The organism is Streptomyces sp. B15 (genome assembly GCF_018070605.1).
Taxonomy (GTDB): Bacteria; Actinomycetota; Actinomycetes; order Streptomycetales; family Streptomycetaceae; genus Streptomyces; species Streptomyces smyrnaeus.
On sequence record NZ_JAGPXJ010000005.1, the window covers coordinates 25,163 to 43,696 of the forward strand.

12 protein-coding genes are annotated in these 18,534 nt (G+C 73.5%); 4 read left to right on the forward strand and 8 right to left on the reverse strand.

The window, feature by feature from the left end:
* Positions 1–79 precede the first annotated feature (79 nt).
* From KBY19_RS04175 to KBY19_RS04185, 3 genes are all read right to left on the reverse strand, one after another.
* Positions 80–5,023, reverse strand: a complete 4,944-nt coding sequence (locus KBY19_RS04175) for a DNA repair ATPase (RefSeq protein WP_210965181.1) — start codon at positions 5,021–5,023, stop codon at positions 80–82.
* 115 nt (positions 5,024–5,138) lie between these two features.
* Positions 5,139–7,163, reverse strand: coding sequence for a hypothetical protein (locus KBY19_RS04180; RefSeq protein ID WP_099881073.1), 2,025 nt, complete (start codon positions 7,161–7,163; stop codon positions 5,139–5,141).
* Between the two features lie 123 nt (positions 7,164–7,286).
* The gene (locus KBY19_RS04185) at positions 7,287–7,916 is read right to left on the reverse strand and encodes a hypothetical protein (RefSeq protein WP_099881075.1); all 630 of its coding nucleotides are present in this window, start codon (positions 7,914–7,916) and stop codon (positions 7,287–7,289) included.
* A 252-nt stretch (positions 7,917–8,168) separates the two neighbouring features.
* Between KBY19_RS04185 and KBY19_RS04190 the strand changes: the two genes are divergently transcribed.
* Complete coding sequence (locus tag KBY19_RS04190; protein WP_099881076.1) at positions 8,169–9,239, forward strand: CdaR family transcriptional regulator; 1,071 nt, start codon at positions 8,169–8,171, stop codon at positions 9,237–9,239.
* Between the two features lie 20 nt (positions 9,240–9,259).
* Positions 9,260–9,679, forward strand: a complete 420-nt coding sequence (locus tag KBY19_RS04195; RefSeq protein ID WP_099881078.1) for a pyridoxamine 5'-phosphate oxidase family protein — start codon at positions 9,260–9,262, stop codon at positions 9,677–9,679.
* Positions 9,680–9,700: 21 nt separating this feature from the next.
* Here the strand turns inward: KBY19_RS04195 and crcB (KBY19_RS04200) are convergent, their stop codons facing one another.
* Genes crcB (KBY19_RS04200) through crcB (KBY19_RS04210) form a run of 3 tightly spaced genes read right to left on the reverse strand, consistent with a single transcriptional unit; the run spans position 9,701 to position 10,946 of the window.
* The gene (gene crcB, locus KBY19_RS04200; RefSeq protein ID WP_185016891.1) at positions 9,701–10,075 is read right to left on the reverse strand and encodes a fluoride efflux transporter CrcB; all 375 of its coding nucleotides are present in this window, start codon (positions 10,073–10,075) and stop codon (positions 9,701–9,703) included.
* The gene (locus tag KBY19_RS04205; protein WP_099881082.1) at positions 10,072–10,503 is read right to left on the reverse strand and encodes a DUF190 domain-containing protein; all 432 of its coding nucleotides are present in this window, start codon (positions 10,501–10,503) and stop codon (positions 10,072–10,074) included. Before KBY19_RS04205 ends, crcB (KBY19_RS04200) begins: the two co-directional genes overlap by 4 nt.
* Positions 10,500–10,946, reverse strand: a complete 447-nt coding sequence (gene crcB, locus KBY19_RS04210; RefSeq protein WP_247690593.1) for a fluoride efflux transporter CrcB — start codon at positions 10,944–10,946, stop codon at positions 10,500–10,502. Before crcB (KBY19_RS04210) ends, KBY19_RS04205 begins: the two co-directional genes overlap by 4 nt.
* 348 nt (positions 10,947–11,294) lie before the next feature.
* Between crcB (KBY19_RS04210) and KBY19_RS04215 the strand changes: the two genes are divergently transcribed.
* Positions 11,295–12,134 carry an endonuclease I family protein gene (locus KBY19_RS04215; protein WP_210955282.1) on the forward strand — a complete coding sequence of 280 codons (840 nt, stop codon included), beginning with the start codon at positions 11,295–11,297 and terminating at the stop codon, positions 12,132–12,134.
* 291 nt (positions 12,135–12,425) lie between these two features.
* Complete coding sequence (locus tag KBY19_RS04220; protein WP_099881087.1) at positions 12,426–13,103, forward strand: transglycosylase family protein; 678 nt, start codon at positions 12,426–12,428, stop codon at positions 13,101–13,103.
* Between the two features lie 93 nt (positions 13,104–13,196).
* Here KBY19_RS04220 and KBY19_RS04225 read toward each other — a convergent pair whose 3' ends face one another.
* Both KBY19_RS04225 and KBY19_RS04230 read right to left on the reverse strand, forming a co-directional pair.
* The gene (locus KBY19_RS04225) at positions 13,197–14,810 is read right to left on the reverse strand and encodes a von Willebrand factor type A domain-containing protein (RefSeq protein ID WP_247690580.1); all 1,614 of its coding nucleotides are present in this window, start codon (positions 14,808–14,810) and stop codon (positions 13,197–13,199) included.
* 112 nt (positions 14,811–14,922) lie between these two features.
* Positions 14,923–18,492 carry a BTAD domain-containing putative transcriptional regulator gene (locus KBY19_RS04230; RefSeq protein ID WP_307843432.1) on the reverse strand — a complete coding sequence of 1,190 codons (3,570 nt, stop codon included), beginning with the start codon at positions 18,490–18,492 and terminating at the stop codon, positions 14,923–14,925.
* Positions 18,493–18,534 lie beyond the last annotated feature (42 nt).

Consider the following 18,534-nt stretch of genomic DNA (forward strand, 5'->3'; position numbering starts at 1 on the left):
CCCTAAGCAACGGCCCCACGGGCAACGGACACCCCGGCCGTCTCGTTATCCGATCGCAGCGGCGTGCCCGTCGGCCGTATCACCGCGGCGCGGAGCGCGCGGAGGTGGCGCGGACGAGGGCCGACTCGACCGCGGCGACGCGGTCGGCCAGCAGACCGAGGGCGGCAACGGCGCGCGCCATCGGGTCCGCGTCGGTGTCGCCGAGCGCCTGGGTGCGCACATGGGCCCGTTTGATCTCCGCCCACCGGTCGGCCTGCTCGGCGGTGAGCGCCCCGCGCAGCTGTGCGAGTTTGAGCAGGTTGGCCTCGGCGTCGCCGGTCAGCGTCTGCGCTTCGGCGGAGTAGTGGTCGTCGACGACGGCGCTGACCTCGGCGTCGTTCATGACGGGCTCGATCCGCTGCACGATCTTGTTCATGGTGCGGTAGGAGCCCTGCAGCCGGAACGGCGGCTCGGTGCGGCTCGCGTCGGCCTGCCCGGCGGAGGCGATATAGGCCCGATTGACCGCGAGCACCGTCCCACGCACCGTCAGCACATGGCGCAGCACGGCGAGGATGCGCTCCAGTTCGGCGGGTGGGCAGGGCCGGGACAGCTGGTCGGTTCGTGCGGCGGCGGTGGCGTCCTGCTGCGCCAGGGCGACCAGCACCTCCAGGTCCGCGCGGGGCCGGTCCGCCAGCGGCGCCAGCACCGGGTGGGAGGTCAGCGCGTTCTCCACGAAGCTGAGGGCGAAGGCGTCCTGCTTGCCGGTCAGCACCTCGCCCAGGTTCCACACATCGGCCCGGTTGGCCAGCATGTCGGGCACGCTGAAGCGGCTGCCGGACTCCGTGTAGGGGTTGCCCGCCATACAGACGGCGAACCGCTTGCCGCGCAGGTCGTAGGTGTGCGGCTCGCCCTGCCACACGCCCTCCACCCGGCGGGTGCCGTCGCACAGCGGGATGAACTTCTCCAGGAACTGCGGACAGGTGTGCTGGATGTCGTCCACGTACAGCAGCGTGTTGTTGCCCGCCTTCAGCGCGAAGTTGATCTTCTCCACCTCCTGCCGGGCGGTCGCGCCGGGCGCCTGCGCCGGGTCGAGGGAGGTCACCGTCCGGCCGAGGGCGGGGCCGTTCACCTTGACGAGCAGCAGCCCGAGCCGCTCGGCCACGTACTCCAGCAGCGTCGTCTTGCCGTACCCCGGCGGGGAGAGCAGGAGCAGCAGACCACCCGGGGCGCCCACCCGGGCGTCGGTCCCCAGCTGTTTGGCCAGGTTCTCGCCGATCAGCGGCAGCCAGACCTCGTCGATCAGCCGGCTGCGGACGAATCCGGGCAGGGCGCGCGGCCGGTGGTCGGCCAGCCGCAGCCGGTCCCTCTCGTCGGCGACCAGCTGGGCGCGGCGCCGCTGGTGGGCGCGGAAGGCCGGCACCTCGTGAGCGCGGAAGGCGCCCGTCCGGGCGAGGAACTCGTCCAGCCGGACGGTGAGCTGCCCGTCCCGGATGCGGGGGTGGGAGCCCAGCAGCCCGGTCACGGTGCGGGTCAGCGGCGCCTCGGCGGAGTAGCGCTCCAGCTCGGGGCACAGCTGCGCGGCGACCGCCTCGGCCAGGTCGCCCGGGGCCGGATCGGTCCCGGTGGAGCGCGCGTAGGAGGCCAGCCAGGCGGAGGCCAGCTGGTGCTGCTCGGCGAGGGTCTCAAGCGCCGCGAGGTCGGCGACGTAGGTGTCGTAGGTGTCGGCGTCGAGGGTGTGGCGGAACTTCTCCAGCAGGGTGCGGGCCTCGGCGCCGAGAACGAATCCGGCCGGCGCGGTGGTCAACTCCTCCAGCAGATAGCCGGCCGCGGCCACCGGTCGGGCGGTGGCGCCCTCGCCCGGCGGGCTCGACTCCTCGAACGCTGCGGTGAACGCCGCGATCCGGTCGGCGAGTTCGGCGCGGAGCCGGTCACCGGCCGTCACCCCGCCGAAGGTCTCGCCCGCGCGGGCCAGCGAGACGGCACGGCGGCTCCAGGCGGCACGCTGAGCGGGGGCGGTGCCGTGCGCCCAGAACAGCTGCGCGGCGGCACGGGCGCCGGGCTCGTGGCGGAGCACTCCGGCGCCCTCCTCCAGCCGCAGCAGCGCCTCCAGGACGAGTGTGGCGTCGTGGTCGTGGACGCCGCGCTCATAGCCCTCGTCGTAGGCCTCGCGCGCGGCCTGCCGTACGAGCCCGGCCAGATCCCCGGCCGCGTCGAGGGCCCGCGGGCCGTGTTCGTCCAGCAGCCGGGCCGCCAGATACTCGGCGCGGTAGACCTCGTCGGACTCGGAAGGCAGCAGCCGCCCGCCCAGAGTCCGCTGCGCCACCAGCTCGGGGTCGGTGACCGGCGCCCGGTAGTCGGTGCCGGTCAGGGCGAGCGCCAGGCCCTGCCCGTCGGGAACGAGGGTGAGGTCGAGCGGCTGGGTGTTGACGGCGAACCGGTGGCGGCCCAGGCGCAGCACGCTGCCGCCGTCCAGGTAGAGCTCGCCGCGGTCCCGCAGGGCGCGCGCCGCCTCCTGGCGGGCGGTCACCAGCCGGTCCTCCAGCTCCTGGGCCCGGGCCGACTCGCCCAGCTCGCGCAGTGTCGCGGCGGTGCGCCGTACGGTGCCGGTCATGGGGTCGGAGGTGAAGAACGCTGCCAGGGCCTCGGTGTCGGCCAGTTCACCGGCGCGGCGCGCCAGGGTGCGCAGGGTGCGCTCGGCGGAGGTGACCAGCTGCTGGGTGCGGCGCGCCCTGGCTTCGGACAACGCCTGCTTGCGCGCGGCGAAGGCGTCGTTGAGCTCGGTGCGCCTGGTGTCGAGTTCGGCGAGGAAGTCGGCCGAATCGGCGAACCGCTGCTCCAGTTCCGCCACCTTCGCCAGCAGCCGCGCGTGCTGGGTCTCGCACTGCTGCGGGGTGTCGGCGACGCCGAGCGCGGCGGTGAGGGACTGTCCGAGCAGCGCGAACTCGGCGGCGAACTCCGCCTTGGACTCGTCGGCCAGCAGGGCGCGGCGGCGGGCCTCCAGCGTGGCGCGGGCCCGGTTGAGTCCGCCGGCCACCTCCGAGACCCGCTCCAGCACGGCGGTACGGACGGTGGCGTCGCCCGCGTCCAGCCCGCCGATCACCTCGGTGACGGTGCGCAGGCCCTCCTCCAGCGCGCCGATCCGGTCGGCGACCGGTCCGGCTTCGGCGGCCGTGCCCAGCTCCCGAGCCCGCCCGAGCAGTTCCTCGATCTCCTGGTGGTGGCCCGCGAACGCGTCTTCCTCGCACAGCCGCTCGACGGCGCGCAGTCCGAAGTCGGCCAGCTCCGTCTCGGCCTCGGCCGCCAGTTCGGCCGCGCCTGCGGTGTCCGCGTACCGCATCTCCGCGCAGCCGAGCAGCTTGCCCTGGGCCGCGCGCAGTTCGGTCAGCCCGTCGACCCAGGCGGCGGCCGAGCGCGGTGCCTCGCCGCGCAGCCGCCGTACCACCGAGGCCAGCCGGGCTGCCGCCTCCTCCAGCGCCTCGGCGGCCTGCTGGGTGAGTTCCCGCACGGTCCGGTGCTCGGCGAGCACCTGTGCCGCGGTGCTGCGCAGCTCCTCCAGCGGGGTGCGCAGATCGCCGGTCTCCCGGTCGCCGAGCCATGGGTGGCCGTCGGCGGTGCGCTCGCAGGCGGCGACGAGGGCCTGGTAGCTCTCGGCGGTCGGTCCCGTGTGCGCGGGTGCGGCGCTGCGGGCGACGGCCAGGCAGGCGGAGATGCCGCCGACCAGCTCCCGGTTGCCGATCCGGGCCAGCGGTCCCGCGTCGGCCTGACGGCCCGCCTCGACGGTGTCCGCGGGATAGGGCGAGTCCCACCACTGCAGCGTGTGCACCTGGGCGGGCTCCGCCCGGTCCCCGCCGTCCGCGCGCAGCACGGCCAGCGTGCCGTCGTCGAAGAGGGCGTGCCCCTTGCACACCAGCGGCGCGGCGACCTCCTGGCGCATCGTGTTGTACGACAGCAGCAGGTCGCGACCGCCCTCCTGAGGAGCGTGGAAGGCGAACAGCACGTCCTCGCCGTTCGGTGCGCGCACGGCGGTCTCGAAGCCGAAGCCGGTGCCGGTCCCGTCGCCGCCAGGTCCGTCCGCGGCCACGGCGTCGAAGGTCTTCCACTCGCCCGAGGTCAGGTAGTAGCCGCCGGGGAAGACCAGCCCGCCGTCGTCCGGCAGTCGACGGCAGGCCGAGCCGATCCCGTCCAGCCGCACCACCTGCCGGGTCAAGGTGTTGACGACCAGGTATCTGCGCTGCTCCTCCTTGTAGGGCTTGACCCGCAGCAGCACCAGTGGTCCCACCCGGGCGTGCGCGATCTCGGCGTCCGCCAGCGACTGGAGGGGGTCGGTGACCGGCTCACGGTGCAGCCCCGCACCGCTGTCGGTGTCGTCGACGTCCTTGACGGTGAGGAACCCGCCGACCGTCGAGACGCACAGGCCGTGGCCGACGGCCACATGGGGATGGCGCCCGGGAACGTGGTCCTCTCGGGTGGCCTCCGTCCACGCCAGGTCATGGGCCGGCGGGAAGGTGTGGTCGCGCTCGCCGCGCGCGTCCAGGAACCGGGCGCCGCCGCCGTCCTGGGCCAGCGCCCAGCGCAGGACACGGATGTCGGTGGGGCGCTCACCGGTCTGGAAGACGGCCAGCAGCTTGCCCTCGACCGGGCGCAGCCGCAGCAGCCGGGCGTGCCGGTAGTAGCGGTGCAGCGCGGCGAACTCGCGCTGGAAGTCGGCGTCGTCCAGCAGTCCGGGCACCGCGTCGGCGGGCAGCGGGTTGAGCTCCCGGTCGTGCAGGGCCAGCACATCGGCCGGGCGGGTCTCCCCGTCGGCCGGGGCCGGCACGGCGTGGTAGCCGAACAGCAGCCGCTCGCCCACGGCCACGACGTCGCGGGGCAGGCTCGGGCGCTCGGTGCGCAGCTGCCCGGTGTCGCTCAGCTCCAGCCGCCGGGCACCGAACTGCTCGGTGCGCAGGGTGTTGAGCTCTTCGGCCCTGCGTGCGAGCTCGGCGCCCTGCGCGGCGAGCCGGTCGCGCAGCACCTCGTACGTTCCGGTGTCCGGACCGGTCTCCATCGCGACGTCCTCCTTCAGCGTGTCACCGGTCAGCGGGCTGCGCCTGTGCGCCGTCCGCCGACTGCGGGTGTGTCGTGGCCGAGTGCGCGGTTCTCCGCGCCCTTCGGGCTCGCCCTCAGCCCTGGCCCTGGCCGTGCCCGTTCGCGGGTGCGGGTGCGGGTGCGGCGTCCTTCATGAGCTTCGTCATCAGCGCGGAGGCGCTCAGGTTCTGGACGTCACCCGTGCTCAAGGAGCCCAGCACCTTGGTCAGATCACCGGTGAAGTCCCCCGTGCCGTCCAGCCACGACCCGGCGAGGGCCTGCGCCGTGCGGGAGTTGTCGACGAAGCCGTCCACGCTCTTGCCGAGCGAGATGGCGGAGACCAGCCGATCGAAGAAGACGGACTCACCGCCGACGATGTTGATCTCGGCGCTCTCCAGGCCCTTGGACAGCACCGTGGCCTGTGCCTCGGCAAGCTGCCGCTGGACGTCCAGCCCGGCCAGCCGTACGTCCTTGTCGGCCTCCAGCCGCAGCCGGTACTCCTCGTGCTCGCGGGACGCCTCGTCCAGTGCCGCCATCGCGGCGGCCTTCTCCGTCAGCCCCTCGGCCTCGGCCTTCAGCTTCTCGCCGACCGCCGCCGCGTCGGCAGCAGCCTGTGCCTGGGCGCCCTCGGCCTCGGCGAGCGCCTTGGCGCGTGCGCCCTCGGCCTCGGCACGCAGCCGTGCGGCGACGGCTTCGGCTTCGGCGCGCCCGGCCTTCTCCAGGACCTCGGCCTCCTTGTCGCGCACCTGCACCTCGGCGAGCCCGGCGGCGGCGTTCTCGGCCTGGATACCCTCGGCGAGCCGGACCTTGGCCTTGGCGTCCAGATCGGCGGCCTTCAACCGGGCCTCGGAGAGGGTCAGTTCCTCGGCCGCCCGGTGGGTGGCGGCCTGCTCGGCGGCCTCGGCCGCCTTGATGTCCTTGACCAGCTTCTCCTGCGCCTCGGCCTCCGCTGCGATGATGACGGCCTGGCGCTCGCGCTCGGCCTCCTCGACCGCGCGCAGCTTCTTGATCGACTCCTCCTGCTCGGCGACGGTGCGGTCCACGGCGACGCGCTCGCGGATGACCTCGGCGATGTCCCGCTTCTCCGCCTCGACCTCCTTCTCCGCGGAGATACGGGTCAGTTCGGTCTCGCGGTCCCGTGCGATGACCTCCAGCAGGCGGTCCTTCTCGATGCGCTCGCTCTCGATGGCGATGACCCGCTCGCGGTTCTTCTGCGCCACGGCGATCTCGCGGTTCTGGTTCTCGCGCTGCACCCCGAGCTGTTCCTCGGTGCGCAGGAACGCCGCCTGGGCACGCAGCCGCTCCTCCTCCACGACGCGTGCCGTCTCGGCCTCCTCACGGGCGCGTACGGTCTCGATCTCACGGCGCTGCTTGATCTCGGCGTCCGCCTGCCGCCGCTCCAGTTCCAGGATCGCCTCGCGCGCGTCGACGTTCTGCCGGGTGATCTCCTTCTCCTCGCCGCGCTGGAACTCGTTGGTGCGCACATGCTCGACGGCCGTCAGCTCGGTGATCTTCCGGATGCCCTGGGCGTCGAGGACGTTGGCGGCGTCCAGCTGGGCCAGCGGCGTCTGCTCCAAGTAGTCGATGGCCGCGTCCTCGAGGCTGTAGCCGTTCAGATCGGTGCCGATGACCTGGATGATGCGGTCGCGCAGCTCGTCCCGCTTGGTGTAGAGGTCGGCGAAGTCGAGCTGCTTGCCGACGGTCTTGAGCGCCTCGGAGAACTTCGCGTTGAACAGCTCCTGGAGGGTGCCCTTGTCGCTCGCCCGCTCCGTGCCGATGGCCTGCGCCACCTTGATGACGTCCTCGGCGGTCTTGTTGACGCGGACGAAGAACGAGATCCGGATGTCGGCGCGGATGTTGTCCTTGCAGATCAGCCCGTCCCGGCCGGTGCGCGAGATGTCGATCGTCTTGACCGAGATGTCCATGACCTCGGCCTTGTGCAGGACGGGGAGGACGACCTGTCCGGTGAAGGTCACATCGACCTTCCGCATCTTGGAGACGATCAGCGCGCGGCCCTGTTCCACCTTGCGGAAGAGGCGGGAGACGACCAGGAGCGCGACGAGCACGATCAGCAGGACGACGGCGACGAGTACGCCGAGGCCCAGGGAAATGGTATCCATGTGACGCCCTTTGCGAAGTGTGTAAGGAATGCGGAGCCGGGCCGGTGAGCCGATCGGTGCGAACCGAGGCCGGTGGCCGGTGACGGTGACCGGTGGCCGGTGGCGCCGGCCGGTCGGCAGCGGTCAGCCGGGGGACGGCCGGCCGAGGGGCCGGCCCGGATCGAGCGCGGTGTCGAAGGGCGCGACCCAGAAGAACTCGCCCTCGTCGTCGTACGCGTACAGCAGGCCGAGGCTGCCCAGCGTCAGCCGGTCGGTGCCCGTCTGCCGCACCTGCACCAGTGCGCTGGAGCCGTCCTCGGCGGTGACCTCGGCCTGGCCGAACCGCTCATCCACCCGCCGGGTGCGGACGGTGCACGTCAGACCGACGAAGTCGTGCCGCGAGGGGCCGGTACCCGCGGGCAGGAGCCGCGCCGCCCCGCGCGCCACCGCCCGGGCGGGCGGCCAGGCGGCCAGTGGCGCGGCGACCAGCAGCCCGGCACCGGCCGCGGTCTGCAGCCCCGGTGACAGCCCGGACCTGTCGAGCAGAGCCCCGCCGGTGAGACTCAGCAGCCAGGCGAACGCCGTCAGCAGCGAGAGTCCGACGGCGGCGGGCAGTCCGCCCAGCCCCCACACCTGAGCCCCGAAGGGCCCCTCGAACCCCTCCGGGTCCACGGTGCCGAGGGCGGCGAGGAGCCAGCAGACGACGACCACGAGCAAGGCGGCGGAGAACACGACGGTGGGGAAGGCCACGGCCGCTCGCAAGAACGCTCCCATGGCCATCCCCTCCGTCGTCCCCGTTGCCTCAGCGCCGCGAACCTGCCGGTGTACGGCACCCCCTGTCGGTGCGCGGCACTGAGGCTCCCCCGGTTTCCCCCCGGTTTCCCCCTGTTGTGCCCCCCTCGCCGAACATTCTGGCGTCCGGGTCACCCCATACGCATTGCCGGAACCCGGCAGAGTTCTCTAGGGTCTGCGTGCCGGACGGCGTCAAGGAACCGTCAGCGGAACATCAGGAGAGCGGAGATACGGGTGAGTGGCGCTGCGCGCATACCGGGGACCTACTTGGAGGGGTACGTCGCCCTCCTGGCCGACGTCTGCGCGACCGGCCGCCGCCTGAAACGGCAGGAGCTGGAGACCCGGCGGGAGTTGGGGGAACGCGCGGCGGACGCCGGATACGGGCTGCGCGATCTGGTCAGCGCCCATCTGACGGCGGCACGGGAGGCCAGGCCGTCCCTGCCGGGCGACCCCGACAGCCTGCTGACGGGGATGCACCAGGTGGTCGACGCGGTGGCGGAGGGGTACGAGCGCGCCCAGCGGCAGGCGGTCCGTCAGGAGGAGGCCACCCGGCGGGAGTTCATCGACGACCTGCTGCACGGGCGCAGCGACCTGGGGCGGCTGGCGGAGCGCGCCGAGCGCTTCGGGCTGCGGCTCTCGCACACCCACGCGGTGGCCGTCGCCCGCGGGCCGGCCGCCTACGACGAGGGGCACCAGGTGGCGCGGCAGGTCGAACGCGCGCTGATCGCCCGCTTCCACGACCGCGGCATCCTGCTGACCACCAAGGACGGCCGGCTGCTGTGCGTCGCGCCGGGCGACCAGCCGGAGGTGCTCACCTACTTCGCCAAGCAGTGCTACGCCGCGATGGACGGCGGACAGGTGGCGATAGGCCGCTCCCAGCCGGGTCCGGGCGGCGTGGTGCAGTCCTACGAGGAGGCCCTCAGTGTTCTCGACCTCGGTGCGCGGCTGGAGCTGCGCGAACCGGTGCTGCACGCCTCCGAACTGCTCGTCTACCCCGTGCTGACCCGCGACCGGCAGGCCATGGCCGACCTCGTCCAGGCGACGCTGGGCCCGCTGACGGCGGCCCGCGGCGGGGTCGAGCCGCTGCTGGAGACGCTCACCGCCTACTTCGACTCGGGCTGTGTGGCGGCGGAGGCGGCCCGCAGGCTCACGCTCAGCGTCCGCGCCTTCACCTACCGCCTGGAGCGCATCCGCCAGCTGACCGGAGCCAACCCCACCGACCCGTCCCACCGCTACATGCTGCAGACAGCTGTGATCGGCGCCCGCCTGCTCGGCTGGCCGACCACACCACTGGGTACGGCGTGACGGCCGGTAGCGTTCCCTCCATGAGCACACAGACCTCTTCCGGGAGCTCCCGGGAGGAGCCCGGCTTCTGGGAGGAGCGCCGCATCTGCTTCCTCACCACGCCGCGCCCCGACGGCACCGCGCACCTGGTCCCGGTCGGGGTGACCTACGACCCCGCGACGCGGATCGCACGGGTCATCAGCAGCCGCTCGAGCAAGAAGGTGCGCAACGTGCTGGCCGCCGGGCCGAACGGCGCACACGCGGCGGTGAGCCAGGCGGAGGGGCGACGCTGGTGCACGCTGGAGGGCACGGCGGTGGTCCGGGACGACCCGGAGTCGGTGGCCGACGCCGAGGAGCGGTACACCCGGCGCTACAAGCCGCCGCGGCCCAACCCGGAGCGGGTCGTCATCGAGATCACCGTCACCCGTGCGATGGGCACCGCGAAACCCCCGGGCTGGTGAAGCGGTCCGCAGCCGCGCCGTTCATCCCCAGGCCGCCCGGGCCACCGCCACGCCCGCGCAGGCGGCGCCCAGCCCGACCGATACGCTGGCGGCCACATTGAGCAGCGCGTAGCGGGCCGCGCCCTGCTCGGCGAGCCGCAGCGTCTCGTAGGAGAACGTCGAGTATGTGCTCAGTGCTCCGCACAGCCCGGTGCCCAGCAGGAGCTGGACGGACGAGGAGGCGGCTCCGGCCAGCGCCGCTCCGGTGACCAGGCCCAGCAGCAGGCAGCCGGCGATGTTCACCACGAACGTGCCCCAGGGGAAGAGCGCGTCGTGCCGGGCCTGGACGGCGCGGTCGGTCAGATAGCGCAGCGGCGCGCCGACGGCGGCCCCGGCGATCACGAGCAGCCAGTTCACGCGCCCGCCCCACCGCCGATCGCCTCGCCGCCGGAGGCCCCACCGCCGGTCGGCCCGCCGTCGGCCGCCTCGTCGCGGCCGGGGAAGCGGACGACCTCCACCTCGTCCAGCAGCACCAGGCCGTCCCGGGTGAGCTCCTCCAGCTCGGGGAGGAAGGCGCGGACGCGCGGGGCCTCGTCGACCACGACGACGGCCACCGGAAGGTCCTCGCTCAGCGACAGCAGCCGGGTGGTGTGCACCAGACCGGAGGCGCCGAAGCCCTCGATGCCGCGGAAGACGCCGGCGCCCGCGAGTCCGGCCTCCCGTGCCCGGTGCACGATTTCGGCGTAGGCGGGCCTGTGGTGGTACTGGTCGCCCTCGCCGAGCAGCACCGTCAGCCGCAGCGCGGTGCCCTGCGGCCCGGCCGGCCGCCGTGCCGGATCCCTCATCGCCGCCTCCCTGAGATCAGTCGGCGGGTGCCCGCCGCCGTGAGCCATACCGCCGACATCGCACCCAGCAGCGTCAGCCCGAGGTAGCCCAGCGCGAGACCGGGCCGGTGCGCTTCCAGCAGCCGCTGGATGTCGACCGCGTACGTCGAGAAGGTGGTGAAGCCGCCCAGCACGCCGGTGCCGAAGAACGGCCGTACCAGCCGCTTGGCCGCCCAGACGTCGGTGATCAGCACCATGAGGACCCCGATGACGGCGCACCCGGCGACGTTCACGCCCAGGGTGGTCCAGGGGAAGGCGCCGTGCGGGGCGGGCCACAGCAGCGCGGCGCCGTAGCGCGCGCAGGCGCCGAGCACCCCGCCCAGCGCCACGACCGCGACGACCGGTCCCTGGCCGCGCAGCGCCACGGGCGGACGCGGGAGCCCAAGGGGCCGCCGGGGCCGCAGGGCGCGGCCCGAAAGCCTCTCCACAGCTGTCTCCTACTCGCCGGGCGCCCATGGGCGCGCGCCATCGCAAGCAGGGACCGTTGGCGGCACCGTTGCCGCGGTTCGTGTACGGCGAGCCCCACCGCCGTGCGGGACCCCGGGTCGCCGCGCCCCCAGATTAACGCCCGCCCCACGGGCCCCGCACCCGCAGCCGACGGGCCCGCGCCACCCCGGGCGGGAGGGCATCGGTGTTCGACCCTCTTGCGTGTGTTCGAAAATCTGGCAGGCTCCCCCCGTCCCATGCCAACACGGGGTGCTCTCGGGGGAGTTGATGCCCGGGCGCCTCCCGTGCCATCGAGAGGACCCCCCATGCGTGCCTTTCGCGCTCCTCTGGCCGCCGCCCTCGGCACCGCGACGCTGCTGGTGCTGTCCCCACAGGCCCCGGCCACGGCAATGCCCCTCACACCCGACTCCCCCGCCTCTCCCACCTCCCCCACGTTCCCCGCCTCCGCGAACGACGCCCCCGCCGACTACTACCAGGACGCCGAGGGCAAGACGGGCCCCGAGCTGAAGTCGGCCCTGCACGGCATCATCAAGGAATCCGACGCGCTCTCCTACGACCAGGTGTGGGACGCGCTCAAGGCCACCGACAAGGATCCGGACAACCCCTCCGACGTCGTCCTGCTGTACACCGGCCGTTCGCAGAGCGCGGACGACAACGGCGGCGGCGCCGACCAGTGGAACCGGGAGCACGTGTGGGCGAAGTCGCACGGCGATTTCGGCACCGCCACCGGCCCCGGCACCGATATCCACCATCTGCGGCCCACCGACGCCTCCGTCAACAGCACCCGGGGCAACAAGGACTTCGACGAGGGCGGCGAGGAGGTCGGGGAGGCGCCCGGCAACCGCACCGACAGCGACTCCTTCGAACCGCGTGACGAGGTCAAGGGCGATGTGGCCCGCATGATTCTCTACATGGCCGTGCGGTACGAGGGCGAGGGCTCCTTCCCCGATCTGGAGCCCAACGACAAGGTGGACAACGGCTCCGCGCCCGCCCATGGGCGGCTGTCCGTGCTGAAGAAGTGGAACGAGCAGGACCCGCCGAGCGCCTTCGAGAAGAACCGGAACGACGTCATATACGACCAGTTCCAGCACAACCGCAACCCCTTCATCGACCACCCGGAGTGGGTCGACGCGATCTGGTCCTGACCAACCCGGGGGTGGGGCCGGCCGACGGGTCGGCCCCACCCTCCTCAACCCGCCGCAAAACGCCCATATCTGTGACGCTTGTCTCCGACGGCTACGTCACACCCGGCCGCTCCGATCTCTGTGCAACCGCATTCACCAGCACAGATGCCACTGTTGGGTGTCAAGCGGCCGCAATGATCTTTATTGCCCGTCGTTGGAGCATTCGGACAGCTGTGCTTACGGTCGCTCCCGCTCGATCCGTTCGCCTCGAACTCGTAGGCGAACAGCCGCGACCGTAAGGAAAGAAAGACCATGCTGTTCTCCGGCAAGGGCCGCCACCGTCGTCCGGGCAGGGCCACCCGCATCGCCACCGTGACCGGTGTGGCAGGCGCCGCAGTCGCCATTCCGCTGGTCTCCGCCACCGGCGCGCAGGCAGCCTCGGTCGACACCTGGGAGAAGGTCGCCCAGTGCGAGTCCTCGGGCAACTGGCACGCCAACACCGGTAACGGCTACTACGGCGGCCTCCAGTTCAACAACTCCAGCTGGGCCGCCGCCGGCGGCACCAAGTACGCGCCGCGTGCCGACCAGGCCACCAAGGATCAGCAGATCGCCGTCGCCGAGAAGCTGCTGAAGATGCAGGGTCCCGGTGCCTGGGCGTGCGCCGGCGCCGGCGGCCTGACCTCCGGCGGCCCCGCGGCCGACGTGAACCCGGACGGCGGGAGCGACAGCAACAAGACCGAGCCGCAGCAGCAGTCGGCGCCCAAGAAGGCGGCTCCGCAGCAGCAGCCCGCACAGCCGAAGCCCGCCCAGCCGCAGCAGCAGGCCCCCAAGACCGGGCACGGCAACTACACCGTCGAGCCGGGCGACACCCTCGGCCGGATCGCCGAGGCGCACGACACCACCTGGCAGCAGATCTACGCGGACAACAAGTCCACCATCGGCGACGACGCCGACCTCATCCTGCCGGGCCAGAAGCTCCAGGTCGGCTGAGCCACCGGCCGACGACGAGGGCTTCCCTCCGACCGCCATGGCCCGCGCCTCTTCCCCCGAGGGCGCGGGCCATGGCCCCTTTCCGCCGCCCCGTCAGTGGACGCGCTGCGCCCGGCTGATGTTCTTGGCCAGCCCCGCCGCCGACCGCAGCCCCGGATCCTCGGCGAGGCGGTCCGCCACGCGGCGCAGCTTCCCGAGCGAGGGCGCGGCGGGCAGCGGCTCCACGGCCGGCTTCGCGGGCCCGGACTCCGCCCCGGGCCCGAGCTCGCTGCCGGTGCCGGTGTCGCCACCGGTGCGGGTGTCGGGGTCGGGGTCCGGCGACTGACCGCCCTTCCCGGTGCGCAGCGCGTCGGCGAAGTAGGCGGCGACGGCCGACAGCCGCAGATACGGCGAGACGTCCGCGTCCGTCCACAGGTCCCCGCCGGTCAGCGCCGTGGTGGCGACCGTGCGGGACTCCTCGTGCGGCTTCCGGCTGTCGGGGTCCAGCCAGCGGACCGTCGCGGTGGCCGCCCTTCCCGTCGCGCCGTCCTTCAGCCGGACCGCGTACAGCGCGGTGACCGTGTGGCCGGGGCCCACCTCGCCGCCGTCCACCGAGTCGTCCCGGAAGTCCTCGTCGGCCACCTCGCGGTTCTCATAGCCGAGCAGCCGGAAGTCGGCCACCGCGTCCCGGTCGAAGACGACCTGCGCCTTGGCGTCGCGGGCCCGCAGCTGGATGTTGCGGGGCAGCTGGTTGACGAAGACCTCGCCCGCCTCCCTCCGGGTGGAGAGGTAGACGGTGTTGCCGTCGCCCTTGTTGGTGAGGCGCTCCATCAACGCGTCGCCGTAGTGGCTGCCCACGCCGACCCCGAACAGGGAGATGCCCTGCTCCTTGCGGTGCCGCGCGACCTCGTCCAGTATCGCCTCGGCGTCCGTCTCGCCCGTATTGGCGAGCGCGTCGGACATCAGCACGACGCGGTTGGTCGCACCGGAGCGGCGGTGCTCCGCCGCCTGCCGATAGCCCTCCTTCATCCCCGCACCGAGGTTGGTGCTCGACTTCGGCTCCAGCTCGGTGACGGCGGCACGGAGTCTGCCGCGCCCGCCGTCGTCCAGCCGCGTCATGGGCAGCAGGGTCTCGGCCTCGCCGCTGAACGTCACCAGCGAGACGGAGTCGCTGCCGCGCAGCTCGTCCGCCGCCGTCCGCAGCGCACTCTTGACCAGGTCCAGCCGTCCCGGCTCGGCCATCGAGCCCGACACGTCGAGCACGAAGGTGAGCGCGGCCGGGCGGCGGGGCGCCTTCGGGTCGCTCTTCTTCGTCGCCAGCCCGACCCGCATCAGTGACCAGTCCGCCGCCCCGGTGCGGGCGCCGTCCGCCGAGACGGAGAAGCCGTCCCCCTTCGGCCGCCGATAGCCCTGCGGGAAGCTGTTGACGAACTCCTCGGTCCGCACCGTCCGCGGCGCCGGGCGGGCGCCGTCGCGGAGGGTGCGTCGGGCATAGCTGTAGGACGCGGTGTCCACGTCCAGCGCGAACGTCGACCGGAAGTCGGCCGGTTCGGTCGGCTTCGCGGGCGACACGTCCCCGGGTGCGGAGCCGCCGCCCTCGGCGTATCCGGGGGCAGCGCCGCCCTTCGCCGAGTCGGCCGTTCGCTGATTGTGGGTGCCGCCCGTGCACCCGGCCAGCACCCCCGCCGCCACCGTGATGGCGACCGCCGCCATCCGTCCCCGCTTCATCGCGCCCCCTCACACCGTCATTCGGCTCGTGCCCCGATATGACGTCCCCCGCCCCCGTCGGGACCCCTGCGGAAGGTCGCAATTCGATGACGAACCCGCTTCCGCCGATCCCTCAGCCCGGATAGGCCCCCGGAGCCAGCTCTTCCAGCAGGGCCCGGGTCCGGGGCGGAAGGCCGCGTTCGGCGCCGTGGAGCTCGGCGGCGCGATCGGTGACCCAGCGGACCGCCTCGTCCAGCGCGCCGCGCTCACCGGTGGCATGCGCGGCCCGCAACAGGGCGTCCCACAGCCGCTCGTCCGCCGAAGCGCTCCGCAACGCGGCCCGCACGGCGCCCACCGCGGCCTCCGGTTCCCCGAACCGGAGGTGCTCGGCGCACAGCGCCAGCCCCACCTCGGCGACGAGCAGCGGGTGCTGCGCCTCGACGACGTCGTACGCCAGCCAGCCGTACCGGCCCTCGGGGCGGTCGGCCAGTAGCGGCCCGCGCGCGAGCTCCAGCGCTTCGGCGAGTTTCTGGCGCCGCACCTGCGGCGCCAGTTTGGCCCCGCGCTCCGAGGTGCAGCCGTGGTGCAGGGTGCGCAGCACGTCCCAGTCGGAGACGACGGAGGGCCGCAGCACCAGCCGTCCGTCCTTGTCGGTGGACAGCCGGGGCGTGCCGTCGGTCTCGATGCCCAGCCAGCCGCGCAGCCGGTCGACGAGCGCGTCCCGGACGTCGTCGGTGACCCCCTTGGGCCACAGCGCGGAGGCCAGGACGCGCGGGTGCACACCGTCCCGGTTGAGCAGCAGCAGTGCCAGCGCCTCGTGCAGAAGCGCGCTGCGCGACTCCTCGGGCGGCTCGACACCGCTGACGTCGTAGCCGCCCATGATCCGCGCATAGACCGCCGGGCGACCGCCTGCGCTGAGGTCGACGCGGAAGCCGGGGCCGCCGCTGCCCTCGGCCTGTTCGTCGTCGGCGTCGGCGAACAGCTCGACCACCGCGGTGCGCACGTCCTCGGGCAGCAGCTGGGCCCGTACCTCCAGGCCCATCCGGGGCGCGGCGAGCGTCCCGTCCGCGTCGACGGTGAACTCCCATACGACGCTGGGCAGCCGTCCGCCGGGGACACCGACGACGAAGCCGACCCGGGGGCCTCCGCTCTCGGTGGCGAGCGCCGCGAGGCGGCGTGCCTCCTCCTCGGTGGGCTCGACCCCGACGAGCACCACCTGCGGCGCCGCCTCCCGCGCCGCCGCAGCGCCTTCCCGCTCGTGCAGCAGCTCCGCCACCTCGGGCAGATACCGCACCCGTCCGGGGGCGAGCGCGGTCAGCTCCTCACCGAAGCCGACGAGGGTGAGGCCCATGCCCTGCGACCAGCTGCCGGTGGCCAGTTCGGCGGCGATGGAGGCCAGGACGGCGGTACGCCGCTCCAGGTCGCCCGCCACCGACACCAGTCCCGGCACCGACTCCAGGTTGAGCAGCAGCCGCGCCTGCCCGCGCAGGCCGAGGCTGACGAGTGCCGGGTAGGGCGAGGGCCCGCTGGTGTCCACGTCGAAGCGGGTATGGGTGCGCTGGATGGTCCAGAAGCTGGGGCTCTGGCCGAACCGCCAGGGTGCGGGCGGCTGTCCGGACTCCTCGGCGAGCTGGAGGTGCAGATCCTGTCCGGTCAGCCAGGCCGCGTAGACCACCGGGAGCTGACGGCCCGCGTCGGCGAGGTCCTCGGCCAGCCCGCGCAGCGCCCGGTCGAGGAAGCGTACGGCGGCGGGGTCGGCGCTGACGAGGAGCGCGTCGCGGGCCTGCGCGGCCGGGTCGGACGGGGGTGCGAAGTCGTCGCCGGGCGCGCGGCGGGTGCCCTTGGTGACCGCCTGCCACAGCGCCGTCCGCCGTCGGCGGCCCAGCGCGGCCAGCACCCCTGCCGCCAACAGCGGTGCCCCGAGCAGGGCTTCCGGCAGTCCGATCGGCCCCAGGACGCCGTCGTCGGCGTCCGCGCCGGTGTCCTGAGCACGGTCGAGCTGGTTGGCGCGGTCGGCTTCCGGAGCCCCGGCGTTGTCGAGGTCGGTCGAGGTGTCGTCGCCCTTGCCGCTCCCGCCTTCGTCCGGTGCCGGTGTGGCGGGCCCGTCCTCGGCGGGGGTGTGCGGGGCGGTGCCGCCCGTCCGGGTGTCCGGGGCGCCGGGCCGGATGTCGTCCGGCTGGGAGATGCCGGGGCCGGGCAGCCCGTCGTCGTCCTCCGCGTCGCCGAGGTCTTCGGTGTGGGCCGGCCGGCGCTCGGCCGGCGTCTCGGGGACGGACTGCTCCTGCCGGTCGGGCGCGTGCTCGCCGGGCGGGACCTCAAGCTTCTCCTCGGTGTCCGGGCGAACGTCCGTGTCCGGACGGACGTCCCCGTCCGGGCCCTGTGAGCCGTCGGCTCCGCCGTCCCGGGTGTCCTGGTCGCCGCCGTGATCGCTCCGGTCGTCCGGGGCGGTGCCGCCAGGGGCGTCCGGGATCTCCTGGTCGGGCCGGGTGGGCGACGAGCTGTCGTCGCGCTGTTCCGGAATGCTCGGCTCCAGGACGGGGGCGTCGCCGGGACCGTCGCCGGGACCGTCCGTGGAAGCGTCGTCGGAGGGCTTCTCCGCCGGCTCGGCGGAGTCCCGCCGGGTCGAGTCGCTGTCCGGTGCGGTGGGCTCCTCCTTGACCGACCGGTCCCCTTCCTGCCGCGACGGCGGCTTCTGCCGCTGCTGCCCGTCCTGTTGACCGTCGCCGTCGCCCTGCCCCTCGGCGTCTCCCCGGCCGTCGGCGGCACCGTGGCCCCCGCCACCCTTGCCGCCGGAGTCACGATCCGCCCCGTGCCTTTGGTAGCGCTCGTACTGGGCACGCTCCTCGGCGTCCAGCTCCTGGGCGTCGTCCGGCATCTCGACCAGCTCGCCGCCGTGCGCGTCGGCCGGCATCTCCATGATCCAGCCGGGCCGGATCAGGCTCGCCTCGGACAGCCGGGAGCCGTCCGGCTGCACCCGGTCCTTGTTGAGGCGGTAGATCTCCTTGTAGCGGCGGCCGTCGTCCAGATGCCGCTCGGCGATCTCCCACAGGGAGTCGTGGTGTCGCCCCACCGGGGGCTGGATGCGGTAGAACTTCGTCTGCGCCGCCCGGGAGGTGTCCCCCGGTGCGGACGCCTGCCGCGCCGTACCGGCCCGCTCGCTGCCGCCCTGGGCCAGTACGACCGTGTCCGGGCCGCCACCGCCCATGACGTGGGGGCCGCCGCCTTCCACCTGATCGGCGGCATCGGCCCGCTGCTGGCCGGGGAGGAGCTGGGCACTGGCGACGGTCTGCGACGGCTGGTGCGGCTGCACGCTGTGCCCGAGCTGGGCCAGCCCCGGGACGAAGCTCGCCGTGCTGGAGCCGAGCAGCAGGATCGCGGTGACGAGTTGCCGGGCCAGCAGCTGGCTGGGGCCGGCGCCCGGCACCCGTGCGGGCAGGCCCACCCCGGAGAGCGCGGCCTTCACCTCGACCAGCACACAGGCGGTGAACTGCGCCCAGGCGAGCCACACGACGACCGTCAGTACGTTGACGAAGACCCCGACGCTCACCTCGTCGCGCAGCATGTCCAGCGACGGCATCCGGTGCGGCAGCGGCCAGCCGATGAAGTACGCCAGCGCCAACGGCACCCCGGCCACCAGCGCGGCCAGTGCGACGAACGCGCAGAACGCCTTGAGCACGTCCCCGAACGTGCGCCGGGTGCGCACGGTTACGGGCGTGCGCGAGCGCGAACGGGACCTGGGCCCGCC

Excerpts from the sequence above, each read along its gene's own strand:
- KBY19_RS04175 (WP_210965181.1), bottom strand. The coding sequence starts at position 5,023 with ATGGAGACCGGTCCGGACACCGGAACGTACGAGGTGCTGCGCGACCGG.
- KBY19_RS04180 (WP_099881073.1), bottom strand. The coding sequence starts at position 7,163 with ATGGATACCATTTCCCTGGGCCTCGGCGTACTCGTCGCCGTCGTCCTG.
- KBY19_RS04185 (WP_099881075.1), bottom strand. The coding sequence starts at position 7,916 with ATGGGAGCGTTCTTGCGAGCGGCCGTGGCCTTCCCCACCGTCGTGTTC.
- KBY19_RS04195 (WP_099881078.1), top strand. The coding sequence starts at position 9,260 with ATGAGCACACAGACCTCTTCCGGGAGCTCCCGGGAGGAGCCCGGCTTC.
- KBY19_RS04205 (WP_099881082.1), bottom strand. The coding sequence starts at position 10,503 with ATGAGGGATCCGGCACGGCGGCCGGCCGGGCCGCAGGGCACCGCGCTG.
- KBY19_RS04215 (WP_210955282.1), top strand. The coding sequence starts at position 11,295 with ATGCGTGCCTTTCGCGCTCCTCTGGCCGCCGCCCTCGGCACCGCGACG.
- KBY19_RS04220 (WP_099881087.1), top strand. The coding sequence starts at position 12,426 with ATGCTGTTCTCCGGCAAGGGCCGCCACCGTCGTCCGGGCAGGGCCACC.
- KBY19_RS04225 (WP_247690580.1), bottom strand. The coding sequence starts at position 14,810 with ATGAAGCGGGGACGGATGGCGGCGGTCGCCATCACGGTGGCGGCGGGG.